Source organism: Bradyrhizobium sp. JR4.3, from assembly GCF_040547695.1.
Taxonomy (GTDB): domain Bacteria; phylum Pseudomonadota; class Alphaproteobacteria; order Rhizobiales; family Xanthobacteraceae; genus Bradyrhizobium; species Bradyrhizobium canariense.
Genome location: NZ_JBEPQF010000018.1, coordinates 116,660 through 135,028, shown reverse-complemented (window position 1 = coordinate 135,028; position 18,369 = coordinate 116,660). Strand labels below are relative to the sequence as shown.

General features: G+C 62.6%; 21 protein-coding genes. 7 read left to right on the top strand and 14 right to left on the bottom strand.

Annotated elements, in window-relative coordinates:
* The first annotated feature begins 30 nt into the window (after positions 1–30).
* Together hpf and ptsN are read left to right on the top strand one after the other, a co-directional pair.
* Positions 31–648: a ribosome hibernation-promoting factor, HPF/YfiA family gene (hpf, locus tag ABIB91_RS26055; protein ID WP_007598572.1), complete on the top strand. Its 618-nt coding sequence runs from the start codon at positions 31–33 to the stop codon at positions 646–648.
* Between the two features lie 238 nt (positions 649–886).
* Positions 887–1,348 carry a PTS IIA-like nitrogen regulatory protein PtsN gene (gene ptsN, locus ABIB91_RS26050; RefSeq protein ID WP_027514736.1) on the top strand — a complete coding sequence of 154 codons (462 nt, stop codon included), beginning with the start codon at positions 887–889 and terminating at the stop codon, positions 1,346–1,348.
* A 1-nt stretch (position 1,349) separates the two neighbouring features.
* Here the strand turns inward: ptsN and ABIB91_RS26045 are convergent, their stop codons facing one another.
* The 10 genes from ABIB91_RS26045 to ABIB91_RS26000 form a co-directional block, all read right to left on the bottom strand.
* A complete protein-coding gene (locus tag ABIB91_RS26045) occupies positions 1,350–1,574 on the bottom strand; it encodes a hypothetical protein (protein ID WP_354168479.1) in 225 nt (74 codons plus the stop codon).
* A gap of 338 nt (positions 1,575–1,912) precedes the next feature.
* Complete coding sequence (locus ABIB91_RS26040; RefSeq protein ID WP_007598581.1) at positions 1,913–2,185, bottom strand: BQ00720 family protein; 273 nt, start codon at positions 2,183–2,185, stop codon at positions 1,913–1,915.
* A gap of 51 nt (positions 2,186–2,236) precedes the next feature.
* Positions 2,237–2,662, bottom strand: coding sequence for an Hsp20 family protein (locus ABIB91_RS26035; RefSeq protein WP_007598583.1), 426 nt, complete (start codon positions 2,660–2,662; stop codon positions 2,237–2,239).
* 296 nt (positions 2,663–2,958) lie between these two features.
* Positions 2,959–4,038, bottom strand: coding sequence for a sn-glycerol-3-phosphate import ATP-binding protein UgpC (locus ABIB91_RS26030; RefSeq protein ID WP_219681903.1), 1,080 nt, complete (start codon positions 4,036–4,038; stop codon positions 2,959–2,961).
* A 5-nt stretch (positions 4,039–4,043) separates the two neighbouring features.
* On the bottom strand, positions 4,044–4,892 hold the full coding sequence (ugpE, locus tag ABIB91_RS26025; protein ID WP_354168476.1) for a sn-glycerol-3-phosphate ABC transporter permease UgpE: 849 nt from the start codon (positions 4,890–4,892) through the stop codon (positions 4,044–4,046).
* Positions 4,892–5,773 carry a sn-glycerol-3-phosphate ABC transporter permease UgpA gene (ugpA, locus tag ABIB91_RS26020; RefSeq protein WP_354168474.1) on the bottom strand — a complete coding sequence of 294 codons (882 nt, stop codon included), beginning with the start codon at positions 5,771–5,773 and terminating at the stop codon, positions 4,892–4,894. The genes ugpE and ugpA overlap by 1 nt, the downstream gene beginning before the upstream one ends.
* A gap of 47 nt (positions 5,774–5,820) precedes the next feature.
* Positions 5,821–7,137 (bottom strand): sn-glycerol-3-phosphate ABC transporter substrate-binding protein UgpB, encoded by a 1,317-nt coding sequence (gene ugpB / locus ABIB91_RS26015; protein ID WP_007598589.1) that lies wholly within the window; start codon positions 7,135–7,137, stop codon positions 5,821–5,823.
* A 297-nt stretch (positions 7,138–7,434) separates the two neighbouring features.
* Complete coding sequence (locus tag ABIB91_RS26010) at positions 7,435–8,025, bottom strand: Smr/MutS family protein (protein ID WP_354168472.1); 591 nt, start codon at positions 8,023–8,025, stop codon at positions 7,435–7,437.
* Complete coding sequence (mltA, locus tag ABIB91_RS26005) at positions 8,022–9,548, bottom strand: murein transglycosylase A (protein WP_354168469.1); 1,527 nt, start codon at positions 9,546–9,548, stop codon at positions 8,022–8,024. Before mltA ends, ABIB91_RS26010 begins: the two co-directional genes overlap by 4 nt.
* Positions 9,526–10,221 (bottom strand): Tim44/TimA family putative adaptor protein, encoded by a 696-nt coding sequence (locus ABIB91_RS26000; protein WP_007598593.1) that lies wholly within the window; start codon positions 10,219–10,221, stop codon positions 9,526–9,528. The genes mltA and ABIB91_RS26000 overlap by 23 nt, the downstream gene beginning before the upstream one ends.
* Before the next feature lie 415 nt (positions 10,222–10,636).
* Between ABIB91_RS26000 and secB the strand changes: the two genes are divergently transcribed.
* Positions 10,637–11,119 (top strand): protein-export chaperone SecB, encoded by a 483-nt coding sequence (gene secB, locus ABIB91_RS25995; protein ID WP_007598595.1) that lies wholly within the window; start codon positions 10,637–10,639, stop codon positions 11,117–11,119.
* On the opposite strand, the gene dnaQ is transcribed toward secB, so the two are convergent.
* Genes dnaQ through ABIB91_RS25975 form a run of 4 tightly spaced genes read right to left on the bottom strand, consistent with a single transcriptional unit; the run spans position 11,116 to position 13,951 of the window.
* Positions 11,116–11,832, bottom strand: a complete 717-nt coding sequence (dnaQ, locus tag ABIB91_RS25990) for a DNA polymerase III subunit epsilon (protein ID WP_354168466.1) — start codon at positions 11,830–11,832, stop codon at positions 11,116–11,118. The genes secB and dnaQ overlap by 4 nt on opposite strands.
* 28 nt (positions 11,833–11,860) lie before the next feature.
* Positions 11,861–12,460 (bottom strand): dephospho-CoA kinase, encoded by a 600-nt coding sequence (gene coaE, locus ABIB91_RS25985; protein ID WP_007598603.1) that lies wholly within the window; start codon positions 12,458–12,460, stop codon positions 11,861–11,863.
* 23 nt (positions 12,461–12,483) lie between these two features.
* Positions 12,484–13,092, bottom strand: coding sequence for a Maf family nucleotide pyrophosphatase (locus ABIB91_RS25980; RefSeq protein WP_354168464.1), 609 nt, complete (start codon positions 13,090–13,092; stop codon positions 12,484–12,486).
* 19 nt (positions 13,093–13,111) lie between these two features.
* Positions 13,112–13,951, bottom strand: coding sequence for a pyruvate, water dikinase regulatory protein (locus ABIB91_RS25975; protein WP_007598606.1), 840 nt, complete (start codon positions 13,949–13,951; stop codon positions 13,112–13,114).
* A gap of 66 nt (positions 13,952–14,017) precedes the next feature.
* Between ABIB91_RS25975 and ABIB91_RS25970 the strand changes: the two genes are divergently transcribed.
* The 4 genes from ABIB91_RS25970 (at position 14,018) to mnmE (ending at position 18,015) form a co-directional block, all read left to right on the top strand.
* Positions 14,018–14,233, top strand: a complete 216-nt coding sequence (locus ABIB91_RS25970; protein WP_007598608.1) for a hypothetical protein — start codon at positions 14,018–14,020, stop codon at positions 14,231–14,233.
* Positions 14,234–14,409: 176 nt separating this feature from the next.
* Complete coding sequence (gene hemJ / locus ABIB91_RS25965; protein ID WP_354168461.1) at positions 14,410–14,844, top strand: protoporphyrinogen oxidase HemJ; 435 nt, start codon at positions 14,410–14,412, stop codon at positions 14,842–14,844.
* Positions 14,845–15,090: 246 nt separating this feature from the next.
* Positions 15,091–16,356 carry a transcription termination factor Rho gene (gene rho / locus ABIB91_RS25960; protein ID WP_007598612.1) on the top strand — a complete coding sequence of 422 codons (1,266 nt, stop codon included), beginning with the start codon at positions 15,091–15,093 and terminating at the stop codon, positions 16,354–16,356.
* A gap of 300 nt (positions 16,357–16,656) precedes the next feature.
* Positions 16,657–18,015 carry a tRNA uridine-5-carboxymethylaminomethyl(34) synthesis GTPase MnmE gene (gene mnmE / locus ABIB91_RS25955; protein WP_354168459.1) on the top strand — a complete coding sequence of 453 codons (1,359 nt, stop codon included), beginning with the start codon at positions 16,657–16,659 and terminating at the stop codon, positions 18,013–18,015.
* Positions 18,016–18,369: the final 354 nt, after the last annotated feature.

The window sequence follows — 18,369 nt, the reverse complement described above, 5'->3', positions numbered from 1 at the left end:
CTGGCCAGGCACGAACCAAGCGAGGTTCACATGACTCTCCGCATCTCGGGAAAGAGCGTCAACGTCGGCGAGGCCCTGCGCGGCCGCGTCACCGACCGGACTGAAGAGGTCCTGCGCAAATATTTCGACGGTAATTATTCCGGCCACATCACGCTGAGCAAGGACGGCTTCGGCTTCCGCACCGACTGTGCGCTGCATCTTGATTCGGGAATTACGCTTGAGGCCGATTCGAACGCACCGGATGCCTATGCCAGTGCCGATCAGGCGCTGCTGATGATCGAGAAGCGGCTCAAGCGCTACAAGAGCCGACTCAAGGACCGCTCCGCCCGCAAGGCCCATGTCGCCTCCGCGGCGTTGGCCGCCATGGATGCCACCAGCTACGTGCTGGAGGCGCCGGGCGAAGGTGAGGACGAGGACGAAATCACCGGCTACAGCCCCGTCATCATCGCCGAGGCCACCACCTCGCTGAAGCCGCTGTCCGTCAGCGAAGCAGTCATGGAACTCGACCTCAGCGGGGCGCCCTGCCTGGTGTTTCAGCACGGCTCCTCGGGCCGGGTGAACATCATTTACCGCCGGGCCGACGGCAATGTCGGCTGGATCGACCCCCCGGGGGTCAAGGCGGACGGCAAGGTGGCTGGCAAGGCCTGAGGCCGTCGGGCGACGCCCCTGCGGCCCGGCGCGGGGGCTCCTTTCCGCCTTAACAATGACCGGGGCAAAGCTGCACGCGGGAGTTGGCACCGGGATTGCGTTGGAGTAGAAGCCCCCCACATCAGGGGCGAGCTAAGTCCGCCTCCTGCTTCATCTTCTTGACGTCGGCCCGCCCAGGTTCTTTGTCCAGGCTGGCCAATTCGGAACCTGACGTTTTCATTCACCTCGGAAGACTTCCATGCCGATTACCGATCTGGTCGCGCCCGAGGCGATTCTCCCGGCATTGAAAGTCAACAGCAAGAAGCAGGCGCTTCAGGAACTCGCGGCCAAGGCCGCCGAGCTGACCGGGCAGAACGAGCGTTCCGTGTTCGAAGTGCTCCTGCAACGCGAGAAGCTCGGCACCACCGCGGTCGGCTACGGCGTCGCCATTCCCCACGGCAAGCTGCCCAAGCTGGAAAAGATCTTCGGACTGTTTGCGCGCCTCGATCGTCCGATCGATTTCGAATCGATGGACGGCCAGCCGGTCGATCTCGTCTTCCTGCTGCTCGCCCCCGAAGGCGCCGGCGCCGATCATTTGAAGGCGCTAGCCCGCATCGCCCGCCTGCTCCGCGACCAGGACATCGCGAAAAAACTCCGCGCCTCGCGCGATGCCCAGGCGATCTATTCGGTGCTCGCGCTGCCGCCGGCGACTGCGGCGTAACTTAAAACCACTCGTCCATATCTCGTGGTTCTGATCGCACCGTGGGTCGAATGGATAGTCGAGCAATTTCGATCCCTGCGAGTGGCGAATTCGCGAGTGCAACGACAATATCTCCACCGGTCGGCTGAGCATTTGGATCGCGAAGGTCTGGTGACGTCGACATCCTGTTCGAGTCGGCAGCCATCGCTTGTGCCCAATCTTGATTGATCTCTTCGGGTTTGGGCATTCCGCGATCTCCGTCGTCGTTGTGATCTGATGAAGCTCAATCTCTGCTGCGAAGACAGTGTGCTCCCTCTCCCGCTTGCGGGGGAGGGCTGGGGTGGGGGTGTCTCCGCGTTGGGATTGTTGAGATGGTGGAGAGTACCCCCGCGAGGAGAAAGCCCCCACCCGGCGCTTCGCGCCAACCTCCCCCGCAAGCGGGAGAGGTTGAGGGAGCGCGTGGCTCGATCGAGCCAATCTAAAGCGACCCCGGACTTGGACCAAGTCTACGTTAAAAGCAAAACGGGCACGCCTTCCTTCGAAGGCATGCCCGCTTGAAACTCTATTCGTGCGACGCGCGCGTGCTCAGTGCACGCTCACCGCTTGCAGCTCGTTGCTCCAGGCGTTGGCGATCGCGGCTTCGCGGCTGTCGGTCAGCATGATCGGCGTGCCGTCGGCGGCGTGGAGCGCGAAGAGCTTGAGGCCCGGCGCGATCTTCGGCGCTTCGGGAAACAGGCCCGGCACATCCTCAGAGCGGATCTGCTTCACATAGGCGATATGGCCTTCGCCGAGGGTTGCCAGCGTCTCGGGCGAGACGTTCTTGGCTTCGTATTCGAACGCAACGTGACCTTCACTCATGGTCTCGACTCCTTCACAGAAACTAAGCGGTCGAGTCCGCTACTCGTTCCATTATTCGTGCTCATTGATAGCGATTGTCTTAACGATCCTCTCCGGTTCCGGCCGGGCAAGATCGATCGCCAGCAATCCGTTCTTCAGATCCGCACCCAGCACCAGCATCCCCTCCGCCAGCACGAAAGTGCGCTGGAAGTGGCGCGCGGCAATGCCGCGATGGATGTATTGCCGGGTCTTGTCGTCCTGCTGCCGTCCGCGAATGACGAGCTGGTTTTCCTCAATGGTTACATCGAGTTGGTCGCGGGTGAATCCGGCGACCGCCAGCGTGATCCGCAAACGCTCGGGCTGGCCCTCCGACCGGTCGCACCTCTCGATATTGTAGGGAGGGTAACCGTCGGCGCCTTTGACGACCCGATCGAGCACGCGCTCGATCTCGTCGAAGCCCAGAAGGAACGGACTGGAAAGCGTGGGAACACGAGACATAGTTTACAAAGTCCTCTCGAAGCGACTTTGGTGCATCAGGGCCCCGTACAGGCACCCCTTGATCAGCAATATGGGCATATCCGCTTGTAGGTTCAAGGACGTAGCCGGGGGCTGTGGATTGGCAGCTCACTTACTCTGCCATGCACAAAGGCCGACTTGTCGTCATGGCGCGAAACGCCTGCGACAAGCCCGGCACGACGAAATTGCGGCGCGATTTTCTCAACGAAAACAAACCCCCTTCTATGGTGCATGGGGTTGTTTTCGCGTTTTTTAATCGGCGGCCCCGCGGAACCCGGTCAGGCCTCAATCCGCGTCCGGCCGTCGCCGCTGAACAGATGCAGCTTTTGGCGCGTCGCTGCGACGCGGATCTTCTCGCCGATCGGCGGTGCCTCTGAGCCGGGAATGCGGACGATGACCTCGCCGGGCGGCAGCTCGCCGGGATTGGCAGCGATGCGCTGCTCGTCCTGAGCCCGCGTGCCGTAGACGAAGGTTTCGGCGCCGACGCGCTCGATCGCTTCCACGGTGAGCGGGAGCGTGACGCCGCCGGCCGGGGTCTGGTCGGTGATCACGAAGTCTTCCGGGCGGATGCCGAGGATGCCGGCGTTAGTGCTGCCGAGCTGCGATTTGATTTCATCGGCGCGAATCGACATCAGGTTCATCGGCGGCGCGCCGATGAAGGAGGCGACGAAGGTCGTGGCCGGCTTTTCGTAGATCGCCAGGGGATTGCCGACCTGCTCGACCTGACCGCCATTCATGACCACGAGAACGTCGGCGAGAGTCATCGCCTCGAGCTGGTCGTGGGTGACGTAGATCGACGTGGTGTTGAGCCGGCGCTGCAATTTGCGGATCTCGACCCGCATCGCGATGCGGAGTTTTGCGTCGAGGTTGGACAGCGGCTCGTCGAACAGAAACACTTTTGGCTGACGCACGATGGCGCGGCCCATGGCGACACGCTGGCGCTGGCCGCCGGAGAGCTGGCGCGGCTTGCGCTCCAGCATCGAGGTGAGCTCGAGCACGCGCGCGGCTTCGTCGACGCGGCTCTTGACCTCGGCCTCCTTCATGCCGCGGTTGCGCAGGCCGTAAGCCATGTTGTTGAAGACGCTCATATGCGGATAGAGCGCGTAATTCTGGAACACCATCGCGATGTCGCGGTCGGCAGGCTCGATCTGGTTGACGATGCGGCCGCCGATGTCGATCTCGCCGCCGGTGACGGTCTCGAGGCCTGCGACCATGCGCAGCAATGTCGACTTGCCGCAGCCGGAGGGACCGACCAGCACGCAGAACTGGCCGTCGCCGACATCGACGTTAACGCCCTTGATGGCCTCGAAGCCGCCGGGATAGGTTTTGCGGACGTTGCGCAGAGTGACGTTAGCCATGGGATTTACTTTTCCGTCTCCACGAGTCCGCGCACGAACAATTTCTGCATTACGACGACGACGAACACCGGCGGCAGCATCGCGAGCACGGCGGTCGCCATCACGATCGGCCATTCGGTCAGCGCGTCGGTGGTGGTGATCATCTTGCGGATGCCGACCTGGATGGTCTGCATGTCGTCGCGGGTGGTGATCAGCAGCGGCCAGAGATATTGATTCCAGCCGAGGATGAAGAGGATCACGAACAGCGCCGCCATGTTGGTGCGCGACAACGGCAGCAGCGTGTCCCAGAAGAAGCGCAGGGGACCGGCGCCGTCGATGCGCGAGGCCTCCAGCAGCTCGTCCGGCACCGTCATGAAGAACTGGCGGAACAGCAGCGTCGCGGTGGCCGAGGCGATCAGCGGCAGCGACAGGCCCGCATAGCTGTCGAGCATGTGCAGATCTGCGACGATCTTGTAGGTCGGATAGATGCGGACCTCGACCGGCAGCATCAGCGTGATGAAGATGATCCAGAAGATCGGCATCCGGAACGGAAAGCGGAAATAGACGATCGCGTAGGCCGAGATGATCGAGATCGCGATCTTGCCGACCGCGATCAGCAAGGCCATCACCAGCGAGTTCAGCATCATGTTGCCGACGGGCTCGCGGGTCGATCCGCTCGTGCCGACGAAAATGGTCTGGTAGTAAACCTCGAAGAAATGACCGCCCGGCAGCAGCGACATCTGCCCGTTGGCGATCAGCGCGTTGTCCTGGGTCGAAGCGACGAACGCGATGTAGACCGGAAAGGCGACGATCGCGATCCCGATCCACAAAATGGCGTGGGCGATGTAGCGCCGGAAGCCCTCTTCCTCGACCATCAGTAGGTCACCTTGCGTTCGACGAACCGGAACTGGATTCCGGTGAGCACGATGACCATGACCATCAGGATCACCGACTGCGCCGCCGAGCTGCCGAGATTGCCGCCAAGCAGGCCGTCGGAATAGACCTTGTAGACCAGCGTGACCGTCGACGTTCCGGGACCGCCGCGGGTCATGGTGTCGATGATGCCGAAGGTGTCGAAGAAGGCGTAGACGATGTTGACCACCAGCAGGAAGAAGATGGTCGGCGACAGCAGCGGGAAGGTCACGGTCCAGAACCGCCGCATCGGGCGTGCGCCGTCGATCGCGGCGGCCTCGAACACGCTCTTCGGGATCGCCTGCAGGCCGGCGAGAAAGAACAGGAAATTATAGGAGATCTGTTTCCACGCGGCGGCGAGGATGATCAGCGCCGCGGCCTGATCGCCGTCGAGCAGCGGATTCCAGTCGACGCCCATGTTGCGCAGATAGCGCGAGAGCACGCCGAGCGAGGGATGCAGCATGAAGATCCAGAGCACGCCGACCACGGGCGGCGCCACCGCATAGGGCCAGATCAGGAGCGTGCGGTAGAGCATCGAGCCACGCAGCGGCTTGTCCGCCATCACGGCGAGCAGCAGCGCGAAGGACAACGACGAGACGGCGATCGCGAACGAGAAGAAGAACGTTCGGACGATCGCCTCGAAATAGGCTGCGTCCTTGAACAGCTCGATGTAATTCTCGAACCAGACAATGGTGGTCGACAGACCGAAGGCGTCCTGGAGCAGGAAGGACTGGATCACCGCCTGCAGGGCCGGCCAATAGAAGAAAATCAGGACGATCGCGAGCTGCGGCGCAACCAGCGCGTACGGTAACAGCCTTGACTGGAAAATGGCTTGCTTTTGCATGATGCCAGCAGAGCGGCAGGCCGGGTCGCGGCCTGCCGCTCATTGCCTCACTTGACGGCGGTCTTTTCGAACTGCCGCAGCATCGTGTTGCCGCGCTCGACGGCGGAATCCAGCGCCTGCTTGGCAGTCTTCTTGCCGGCCAGCGCCTGCTCGATCTCTTCCGACCAGACGTCACGCAGCTGCACCATGTTGCCGAGGCGCAGACCGCGCGAGTTCTCGGTCGGCTCCTTGTTGGTCAGCTCGAGCAGCGGCGTTTCGAGATAGGGCTGATCCTTGTAGAAGCCCTCTTCCTTCGCCTTGGCATAGGCCGCCTTGGTGATCGGCAGATAGCCCGAGGCCTTGTGGATATAGACCTGGCGATCGGTGTCCGAGAGGAAGGTCAGGAACTTCGCGACGCCCTTGTATTCCTCGGCCGACTTGCCGCCCATCACCCAGAGCGAAGCGCCGCCGATGATCGAGTTCTGCGGCGCGCCCTTGACGTCGGGATAATACGGCATCGGCACGGCGGTGAAGTTGAACTTGGCCTGCGCCTTGACGTTGCCGAAGAACGCCGACGAGGTCAGGTAGATCGGGCATTCGCCGGAGGTGAAGCGACCCTCGCCGGTGTTGGTGCGGCCTGCGTAGTCATAGGTCTTGGTCTTCTGCAGCTCGACCAGGGTTTCGAGATGCTTGACCTGAAGCGGTCCGTTGAACTCGAGCACGGTGTCGAAGCCGTCGAGGCCGTTGGCCTTGCTGGCGAGCGGCACGTTGTGCCAGGCCGAGAGCTGCTCGAGATTGACCCAGGTGACCCAGGAGCCCGAGAAGCCGCAGGTGTCATGACCGGCAGCCTTCAGCTTCTTGGCGGCCTCGAACGTTTCGGGCCAGGTCTTCGGAATCTCGACGTTCGCCTTCTTCAGCTCGTCGAGGTTGACCCACATCACGGTCGAAGACGAGTTAAAGGGGAATGAGAGCATCTCGCCCTTCGACGTCGAATAATAGCCGGTGATGGCGGGCAGGTAGATCTTGGGATCGAACTTCTCGCCGGCGTCGGCCATCAGCTTGTAGACGGGCTTCACGGCGCCGGTCGCGGCCATCATGGTCGCGGTGCCGACTTCGAACACCTGCATGATGTGCGGAGCGTTGCCGGCGCGGAACGCCGCGATGCCCGCGTTCATCGTATCGGGATAGTTGCCCTTGTAGGTCGGGATCACCTTGTAGTCGCTCTGCGACGCGTTGAAATCGGTGGCGAGCTTGACGATGACGTCGTTGTTGGCGCCGGTCATCGCGTGCCACCACTGGATTTCGGTCACGGCCAAGGCCGGCGAGGCCGATAGTCCAACCGTGAGCGCAATAGCGGCAGCCGCTCCAAAGTGTCTAAGAGCCATCAAGTAAACCTCCCTTGGCCGTTCTCTTGGGCCGTCAAAAATGATCGCTTGCGCTAGCAGCGCCATATGACGTTCACATGACTGTGTAAGCGGCCGAAACGAAAGCGGCAAGCGCGGCAAAAGGGAAGCCGTCAAATAGGCGAATGCCGCGAGCGGCGTCCTCCGTTCGCGGTGCAGCATTCGGGAGTGATGGGTTGGTCGCTACGTCTTCAGCAGAATAGTGAAGCAGACGATCGTCCCGCGGGCTCCGAAACCTCACCCGCAAGGCACGCGGGAGAGGTTGCAGCGAGCCCGCGGTTAGAATCTCGCCCGCCTGATCCGCACGTAAAGCGCGCCCTCGCCGCCATGGCCGATACCGGCTTCCTCAAAGCCGACCACAAAAGCCCGGAATTCCGGCAGGCTCAGCCATTCCGGCACCTGGCGGCGCAGCACGCCGCTTTCGCCGCCGCTTCGGCCCTTGCCGGTGATGACGAGCACGAAGGTCAGGCCGTCATGATGAGCGCGGTGCAGAAATCCGGTCAGTGCGCGATGGGCGCGCATCTGGGTCATGCCGTGCAGATCGAGCCGCGCCTCGATCTCGCTGCGCCCGCGCGACAACTTTGTGCGCTCGCGCTTGCCGAGCGGCGCCAGGGGCGGCACCGCCGGCTTCGCTGCACGCAGTGCCGGGGCAGCGGCAATCGGACGTGGTGATGGCGCAGGCCGCGTGGGGGGCGCTGCGGGGGAAGGCTCGGTGCGCGGCGCAGCTTGCGCCTTCACCGCACGAGGCTTCCTCAGCGGCTTGACCTGCTTTGCGATTGTATCCCACAGCGCCCGCTCTTCTTCGCTCAGCGCGCGACGGCGCGGCGAGGGACGAGGCTCCAGCACGGGCGGACGGGACGATCGCTTCATTGCTGCCGATGGGAACGATTTTTCACCGGCCGCCGCGGCTCCTGAACCGGCTCGATCACGGGACGCGGCACCGGCAGCGGGACTGGACCGGCGACAGCGACCGTCTCGCTCCTGCTTTGCGCCTCGGCTGCCGCCGGCTTGTCCTTCGCGGGCTCTGTTTGCGGAAACAGCTTCGCGATCTTCTCCGACGGCCGCGGGTCCGGCACCGGCAGCCGCGCGGCACGCGCCGTCGGATCGAGACCCTTCGGCACCAGCATCACGAAATGCATGGCATGGCGCAGACGCCCGGAGACGCGGCCGGCCTCCTGGCCCGCGCCGAAATAGAGATCGGCGCGCGCCGGACCGATGATGGCCGAGCCGGTGTCCTGCGCGATCATCAACCGATGGAACGGCGTCTTCGCGCGTTCGGAATCGATCGGCAACTCGCCTTCGATGAAAAACGGCGTGCCGTAGACGTGGAGCGATTTGTCGACTGCGATCGAGCGGCCGGCCGTCAGCGGAATGCCCTGCGCGCCGACGGCCTCCTCCTTGTCGGACAGATTAACCTCGCGGAAGAAGATGTAGGAGCGGTTCTGGCGCCGCAGCTCCTTGGCACCGTCTGGTGTCTGCGCCATCCACTCCCTGATCTTCTGCATCGACATCTCTTCCTTCGAAATGATGCCGCGCTCGATCAGGATGCGACCGACCGCCGTATAGGGATAGCCGTTATAGGCATCGTAGTTGAGCCGGACCGTGCCGCCATCGTCGAACTTGATCCGCGCCGAGCCTTGGATCTGGGCGAACAGCAGATCGGTCGGGTCCTTCAGCCAGGCAATCTCAAGCCCGCGGCCGGCGATCTTGCCGTCCTCGATCTCGGCGCGGTCGTAATAGGGTACGAGCTTGCGGCGGCCGATCTTGCGATAGACCGGGCCCTTGTTGGGCAGGCTGACCGAATCCTGCTTGTAGCCGCGCACGAACAGGTTCGACGGGCGGCGATAGACCGGGACGTTGTAGACGTCGGTCTGCGTGCGCGATCCCTCCAGCACCGGCTCGTAATAGCCGGTGACGAAACCATCCGGCTCGCCGAGGCGCGAGATCCGCAGCGGCGCAAAATTTTCCTCGAAAAAGGTTTTGGCCCTGGCGTCGTCGGTAAGCTCGAGCGATTTGGCGACCCGGCAGGGTTCGGCCAGAGAGGCGCCCAAAGCCTTCGGTTCGGGCGCGCCGGTCTGGGCGCTGATCGGACGGCAGCTCGCGCGAAAGGTCCGGTAGGCGGCGAGATGATTGTCGTCGCTCCAGCCCTTCACGTCGGCCCAGGCCAGCGGCAGATATTGCGCGCCGGGAATTTCGAACGGCAGGGGAAGCTGCGGATACGGCAAGGCGCGCGGCGGCGCGGCAGGCAATTCCGGGAGATGATGGTGATGGCTGCGATAGTGGCGCCGCGCCGCCTCGGCGCCGAGTGAAAACGACGACAGCGCGACGGCACCTGCGCAAAGCGCCGTCGCGCTGGTCTTCAGGAAAGCCTTAATTCGCGCTTCCGGTGCCAACCAGCTTCCAGTTCGGATCGCGAGAGGTGATGTCGCGGGCGAAAGTCCAGATGTCGGTGATGTCGGCGACCGTGTCGGCGCTGCCATCGACGATGTTGCCGGCCTTGTCTCGGGTGGCCGAGATCATCTGCGAGACGAAGCGGATCGTGAGCTGGGCGGTGCGGTCGCGCAGCTCGGCGCCGACGAGTTCGGCCTTGTCGATCGAGACAAAGCGCGTCTCGGTCTTCTGCTCGTTCTTCTCACGCTCCTTGATTGCGGCATCGAAGCTCTCATAGACCTCCGACGACAGCAGGTCGCGCAGCGCGCGGCGGTCGCCATTGGCAAAGGCCAGCACGATCATCTCATAGGCGCCGCGGGCGCCGGAGATGAAATGGCGCGGATCGAAGGTGGAGTCCTTTTCGACGATGGAATCGAGACCCTGGGCGAGCACGGTGCCCGGCTCGGTCAGGCCCTTCCAGCGGTCGGAGGGCGGGGCCGGCTCGGCCGTCGGCGCCAACGGAGCCTGGTCGATGACCTTGCCCGGCATGGTGACGACGTTCTTGTCCTGGGCACCCTGGAGCGCGTTACGGTCGAACGGCGGCCGCTCGTTGCCGGTGCGCTGCCCCAGCACGCTGCGCAGCCTCAGAAAGATGAAGACCGCCAGCGCCAGGAAGATGATGGTGTAGATGTCCACGTCGTATTCGCTTTCTGGTCGTCTGTAGAAGGGGCCGTCTCGAAAGGATCGTGCCGGGAAAATCGATCCGGCCAGTAGACCGTTCCATACCGGAACGGCAAGTCCACATCACCATTTTGGGTCCGCGCGTCAGGTCCGTGGGATGTAGGCACGAAATCTTGCCCGGCCAATGGCGCCTTTTGGCACAGCACCGAGTGTAGCGCGTTTTATGCTTAAGGGGAAACCCGATCCTGGCCGGAAATCGCGCATCTTCAATCGTTTAAGGCGCAGTTGCGCTGGATCGGCGGGATCAACGCCGCAGTTGTGGCCGTAACCGGAATTCCCCATCCGGGACCGTTCGTCCTTGTGGAACGAGGTAGCCCTATGTTAGCCAACCGCCGCGAAATTCAGCCCAATCGGGTAAGGAGACACTCTTATGACCAACGGTAACGGCACCCCTCCCGAGGCGGCCCAGGCTCCCCAGCTCAACGTCCTGGCGCAATATACCAAGGACCTCTCGTTCGAAAATCCGAATGCGCCCAGCTCGCTCCAGCAGCAGAGCCAACCGCCCCAGATCAACATCCAGATCAATGTGAGCGCCAACAACCTCAGCGAACAGGAGTTCGAGGTGACGCTGTCGGTCGAGGGCAAGGCCGAGACCGCCGGCAAGATCATGTTCTCGTTCGAGCTCGCTTATGCCGGCGTGTTCCGCATCTCCAACGTGCCGAAGGACAATTTGCATCCGCTGGTGATGATCGAATGCCCGCGCCTGCTGTTCCCGTTCGCCCGTGAGATCATCGCCACGGCCGTGCGCGACGGCGGGTTCCCGCCTTTGATGCTGGATCCGGTCGATTTCGTCGGGCTCTATCGTCAGAACATGGAGCGGCAAATGGCCGCTCAGCCGAGCGGTCAGGCCTAACCAGCCGAAGCGACAGCTGGAGCGGGCAAGAACTCGTTCCAGATCGCCTTGTCGCCGAGCGTTGCGATGAAGGCCCGGTGGGCCTCGCGCTCGGCGTCTGAAATCCGCGGCGCGAGCGGCGCTGGCCGCTGCCGCCGTGGCGCATCGGCAGCCCCGTTGGCGCGAGTCTCCTCGGATTCCGAGGCCAGCAGCAGCTGCGATTGCCGCGCCCCGACCAGATCCACATAGACTTCCGCGAGCAACTCGGCGTCGAGCAACGCGCCGTGCTTGGTGCGGCGTGAATTGTCGATCGCATAGCGCGAGCAGAGATCGTCGAGCCGGTTCGACACGCCGGGATGCTTGCGACGTGCCAGCAGCAGCGTATCGACCAGCCGCTCACGCGGGATCGCCGGGCGCTTGATCCGGTCGAGCTCGGCATTGATGAAGCTGATGTCGAACGAGGCATTGTGGATCACCAGCGGCGCGTCGCCGACGAACTCCAGAAAATCGTCGACGACCTCGTGAAACAGCTGCTTTGTCGCCAGGAACTCGGCCGACAGCCCGTGCACCGCGAAGGCTTCTGCCGGCATGTCCCTTTCGGGATTGATGTAGACGTGGAAACTCTGCCCCGTCGGCATGCGATTGAGCATCTCGACGCAGCCGATTTCGACCAGGCGGTCTCCCCGCAGCGGGTCGAGGCCGGTGGTTTCTGTGTCGAGAACGATTTCGCGCATGATCTGAGAAGCCGTGTCAGGCGGCGAATCAGGCGCGCCGCTGCGGCATCTTAACGACCTCCGCCAGGATATGCGCGATTTGGGCGCGCACCGGATCGAGTCCGTGGGACGTATCCACCACGAAATCGGCACGCCTGCGCTTTTCCGCGTCGGGTGTCTGCTTGGCGATGATGGCGTCGAGCTTGGCCTCGTCCATCGTGCCGCGCGCCAGCACCCGCTCGCGCTGCAGTTCCGGAGACGTCGTCACCACGACTACGGCATCGACCCGCGTCTCGCCCCCAGTCTCGAACAGCAGTGGAATGTCGAGCACCACGACCGGCGCCTTGGCGGCTTCGGCGTCGGCGAAGAATTTTTTCCGGGAAGCGCCCAGCATCGGATGGACGATCTGCTCCAGCTGCTTGATGGCCGCAGCATCGTGCACCACACGCGCCGACAGTTTCGACCGATCGACCTTGCCGTTCGCGGTGGTGCCGGGGAAGGCGGCCTCGATCGCGGGCGCAGCCTCGCCCTCATAGAGCTGATGGACGGCGGCATCGGCATCGTAGACAGGGACGCCAGCCTCCGCGAATAATTTCGCGGTGGTGGATTTGCCCATCCCGATCGAGCCGGTCAGTCCCAGGATTCGCATCAGCGCCCAGCCATCTCTGCCAATCACACCGCAACTAGCCGCTCGTGCCGCAGGAACGCAAGCAGCGGCAGCAGCGGCAAGCCGAGAATGGTGAAGTGGTCGCCCTCGATACGCTCGAACAAATGGATCCCCAGGCTTTCGAGTTGATAGCCGCCGACGCTGGTGGTGACGGCATCGCCGGCGATGTCGAGATAGGTCGAAAGTTCGGCCTCGGTCATCTGCCGCATGGTGAGGCGGGCGACCGAGACGTCCTCGAAGATGATCTCACCATTACGTGCTATCGCCACGGCAGAATTCAGCTCATGGCTGTGTCCGGAGAGATCGTGCAGTTGCGCCAGCGCCTGGGCGCGGCCCGCGGGCTTGTTGAAGAGGCGATCGCCAAGCGCCAGCGTTTGATCCGCACCGATGACGGTGCTTCCAGCGTGATGAGCCGAGACCGCCTTGGCCTTTTCGCGCGCCAGCAGCAAGGCAATCTCGCGCGGACCAGACAGCCCGCAGGCGGCCTGGATCGCGCGCTCGTCGATATCAGCCGTGATCACCTTGAACTCGAGCCCGGCATTGGCCAGCAGCATCTTTCGCGCGCTGCTCTGCGAGGCCAAAATCAACGCAGATTTGCCGAGCCACAGACCCATCGCGAAACTATTCCCAAAGCTATTCAGAAGGCCGGTTACGCTGGCGATCGCTGTAGAGTTTCATGATCGCCGCGGCGGTTTCCTCGATCGAGCGCCGCGTGACGTCGAGCAGCGGCCAATCGTGCTTGGCGCTCAGCTTGCGGGCAAATGCGACCTCTTCGGCGACCGACTGCTTGTCCGTGTAGGTGTCGCCGCTGGAATCGGCGCCCATCGAGAGCAGGCGGTTCGTGCGCACCTGGATCAAGCGTTCCGGCGTCGCATGCAAGCTCACCACCAGCGGTCGCGTCAACGTTTCCAGTTGAGACGGCACCGGAATGCCTGGAACCAGCGGCACGTTGGCGGTGCGGATCCCACGGTTGGCAAGGTAGATCGACGTCGGGGTCTTGGAGGTGCGGGAGACACCGACGAGCACCACGTCCGCGTCGTCGAGCCCTTCGACATGCTGACCGTCATCATGGATCATCGTGTAGTTCAGCGCGTCGATGCGCTTGAAGTATTCGGCGTTGAGCACGTGCTGGGCACCGACCCGGCCCGTCGTGGCGGCTCCGAGATACGCCTCGAACAATTGCATCACCGGGCCGATAATCGACAGGCTCGGAACATTGATCCCCTTGCACTTGTCCTCGAGCCTGGCGACCAGATCCTTCTCGAGCAGCGTGAACAGCACGATTCCCGGCGCTTCCTCGATCTCGTCGAGCACGCGATCGAGCTGTTTCTGGCTGCGCACCAGCGGATAGACGTGCTCGACCGGGGTCACGTTAGCGTACTGGGCGGCAACGGCGCGCGCGACCGTGATCAGCGTCTCACCGGTGGAGTCGGACACGAGGTGCAGATGGAAATAATTGTTCGAGGTCGGCACAAAAGCCCTTTGTATGAAACCGGTTTGGTTTGTGGATTTCTGTGGACCTTAACCCCTCGGAAAGGGATGCGCGACACCGGGGGCGGGACAAGTGCCAATTTTCTTCACACCACTGCCCGTGAGAACAAGTTCGGCGCCCCGTCGAAAGGGAAACGGGATTGTGCCGATAACCCTCTTGATAAGCTGCCGACAGAAACGCGCAAGCCTTTGAAGCTGACCGCCTTATCGAGGGCGGCCAGAGTGATCAGGGATATGTTGATGGATGTGAACAAGCGCGTGTGAACGGGCGGACGGAAATGTGTGAGTCCAATTCACCGTCACATAGACTCAAACCTTAAGAATCTAAGATTCTTATTGGAGAAGGGCGCTACGGACGGATATGTGTGCAGGCAAGACCTTAACGAGTTCTTACTATCCCCAGCGTTCCCCGCGGCTGGGCAGGAATCCGGATCCCAGACATGTTTGAAGACGTCTATCTCTGGATCAAAGCGGTGCATGTGATCGCCGTCATCTCCTGGATGGCGGGCATGCTCTATCTGCCACGGCTGTTCGTTTATCATTGCGAGGCCGACATCGGCTCGAAGCAGTCGGAAACGTTCAAGATCATGGAACGGCGGCTGTTCAAGGCCATCATCAACCCCGCCATGATCGTGACCTGGCTCGCCGGGCTCTATCTCGCCTGGGCTGGCCATTGGTTCAGCTTCGGCTGGCTGCACGTAAAACTGGCACTGGTCCTCGCGATGTCCGCGGTCCACGGCTTTTTTTCGCGCTGGCTGAAGGATTTCGCCGCGGATCGGCGCCCCCGGAGCCAGAAATTTTATCGGATTATCAACGAGGTACCCACTGCCCTGATGATTCTGATCGTCATCATGGTGATCGTGAAGCCGTTCTAGGCAGGGGTCGCGAACAATCGCTCAGTGCTTCTGCTTGCGGAGTGAGAGGCGATTTTCTATATTAGCAATATCCCACCCAACGCAGGCGGATGTGGTCGTGTCTGAGCTTTCCAGAGGCCGGACACCCCATCAGGTTTGAAGCCTCACCGGCGCTCTCCTTGCCAGACCTGCGGACCTTACCTTTTCGCGTCCGCATTTCAGAGCCTCCTCGCACCCCTCCCCAGGTTACCCCACAGGACCACCCCAATGCGGGAAATCAAACTCCAGGACCTCAAGTCGAAGACGCCGGCCGAGCTCGTCTCGTTCGCGGAAGAGAACGGGGTCGAGAATGCCAGCACCATGCGCAAGCAGGAGCTGCTGTTCGCCATCCTCAAGCAGCTTGCGCTCGCCGAGACTGATATCGTCGGCGAAGGCGTCGTCGAGGTTCTCTCCGACGGCTTCGGCTTCCTCCGTTCGCCCGATGCGAATTATCTGCCGGGCCCGGACGACATCTACGTTTCGCCCTCGCAGATCCGCCGTTTTGGCCTGCGCACCGGCGACACCATCGAAGGCCACATCCGCAGCCCGAAAGAGGGCGAGCGCTATTTCGCGTTGCTGAAGGTCAACACGCTCAATTTCGAGGACCCGGAAAAGGCCAAGCACAAGGTCAATTTCGACAACCTCACGCCACTGTTTCCGAATCAGCGCTTCCGCATGGAAATCGACGATCCGACGCGGAAAGACCTTTCTGCAAGGGTGATCGACATCGTCGCGCCGATCGGCAAGGGCCAGCGGGCGCTGATCGTCGCGCCGCCGCGCACAGGCAAGACCGTGCTGATGCAGAATATCGCGCACTCGATCGCGCATAATCATCCCGAGTGCTATCTGATCGTACTCCTGATCGACGAACGTCCGGAAGAAGTCACGGACATGCAGCGCTCGGTGAAGGGCGAGGTCGTCTCCTCGACCTTCGACGAGCCGGCGGTGCGCCACGTTCAGGTCGCCGAGATGGTGATCGAGAAGGCCAAGCGTCTGGTCGAGCATGGCCGCGACGTCGTGATCCTGCTCGACTCCATCACGCGCCTCGGCCGCGCCTACAACACAGTGGTGCCGTCATCGGGCAAGGTGCTGACCGGCGGTGTCGATGCCAACGCGCTGCAGCGGCCGAAGCGGTTCTTCGGCGCCGCTCGCAACATCGAAGAGGGCGGCTCGCTGACGATCATCGCGACCGCGCTGGTCGATACCGGCAGCCGCATGGACGAAGTCATCTTCGAAGAGTTCAAGGGCACCGGCAACTCCGAGCTGATCCTCGACCGCAAGGTTTCGGACAAGCGGACCTTCCCGGCGATCGACATTTCGCGCTCCGGCACCCGCAAGGAAGAGCTGATCACCGATCCGGTGGTCCTGAAGAAGATGTACGTACTCCGCCGCATCCTGAATCCGATGGGGACGATGGACGGAATCGACTTCCTGCTCGACAAGCTGCGCTCGACCAAGAGCAATTCCGAGTTCTTCGACTCCATGAACACCTGATTGCAGTGCAACATGATCAAAGGGCGCCTTCGGGCGCCCTTTTTCTTTGTGCGGCTTTGTCGCAGCGGAGCTGCAGCATAGTGGAGGTGTTTATCGCCTTGATTGGATTCCTTCTAAAGCCTTGAGCTTACTTCTTAATCCCTGATATTTTAGTCGTTCATCGTTCCGCGGCGGGTAATTTTCGCAGCAATTGCCAGCGGATATATTGCACCGCAACATAGGTTTTGCTGCGGGATTTGGCGCAGCAAAACCCGCCGAAACGGATGTTTGCCTTTTCTCTTTCAGCCGGACAAATAGGCCATGCATCCGCGAGACCACACCATCTTTGCGCTGTCGTCCGGCCGTCCGCCGAGCGCGCTCGCGGTGGTGCGCGTCTCCGGGCCAGGCGCCAGCCTGGCGTTGACGACGCTGGCGGGCAAGCTGCCGGCGCCGAGACAGGCCAGCCGCCGGCTGCTTCATGACGGCGTGGGCCAGCCGATCGACGATTCGGTGGTGTTGTGGTTTCCAGGCCCCGCCAGCGCGACCGGCGAGGACGTCGCCGAATTTCACGTCCATGGCGGCCGCGCGGTGCTGGCGGCACTCTTCGCCGCTATTTCCGTAATTCCGAATATGCGCGCCGCCGAGCCCGGCGAATTCACCCAGCGCGCCTTCGAGAACGGCAAGCTCGACCTGACCGAAGCGGAGGGCCTCGACGATCTCATTCACGCCGACACCGACCGCCAGCGCCGCCAGGCGTTACGGCAGCTGCAGGGTCTCCTCGGCAATCGCGCGCGCGACTGGCGGGAGCGCATCATCGACGCCTCGGCCTTGATCGAGGCCGGCATCGATTTCTCCGACGAGGGCGATGTGCCCGCCGAGTTGATGGCGCCTGCGGTCAAGGCGATCAGTGCGCTGCACGACGAAATCACAGAAGTCCTTGCGGCACAGGGACAAGCTGAACGTTTGCGAGACGGCCTGGTGGTTGCGATCGCGGGCGAGCCGAATGTCGGCAAGTCGACGCTGATCAACCAGCTCGCGCGCCGCGACGTCGCGATCGTCTCGCCGCATGCCGGTACGACGCGCGATGTGATCGAGGTGCAGCTCGATCTCGACGGCTATCCCGTCACGGTGATCGACACGGCCGGGATTCGCGAGACCGACGATCCAGTCGAGCAGGAGGGTGTGCGCCGGGCGCGGGCGCGAGCCGAAGACGCCGACCTCGTGTTGTGGCTGGTGGAGGGTGGGCGCGCTGTTGATCCGGCCGCGATGCCGCTGCTGGGGAAGTCCGGCAACGCAGGCAGTCGCTCCGGCGGCTCGGTCTGGATCGTACGCAACAAGATCGATCTTGGCGGGGTCGAGGACGTCGGCCCGCGCGGTGAGTTCGGAATCGCAGCGAGCCGGGGGGACGGCATCCCCGAGCTGGTCGATGCCCTCGTGAAATTCGTCGCCGACTTCTTCGGAACGACCGAGGGGGCATTGGTGACCCGGGCCCGCCAGCTGGATCTGCTGCGCCGGGCAGCGGACAGCTTGCGCCGGAGTCTGGAGCTCGTAGAACACGGCGAGGAGCTCGCCGCCGAAGAGCTGCGCGCTGCGGCCTATGCCTTGGGCCGGCTGTTGGGTCGGGTGGATGTCGAAGACGTCTTGGGTGCCATTTTCCAGAAGTTCTGTGTTGGGAAGTAGCGCTAGTTCTTCATTGTAGAACTAGCCTTTGTTCCACCTCTTCCGTTTCACGTGAAACGCGGCAGCCGCTGTTCAAGCTGTTTCACGTGAAACATTGGCCCTTGAGGTTCACTCGGTCGCCCTCGGGAGTGACTGCGCTGCGAGCGATGGCGCCTTAAGGAGCGGGAGTGCGGAAGGGGCACCCCGCAATGCCGGTTGTAGGCTCTGCCGTGGCCTTTCCGTCCGTCTTCAGGCGTTGCGACCTACGGACCACGCTTTTCCCTTAGTAATCTCCATTTCCCCTGACTAAAAATGGTAATCTTTCCAAGGGCCATTCTACTGTGCATGGGGTTGTTTTCGCGGAAAACACTTGGG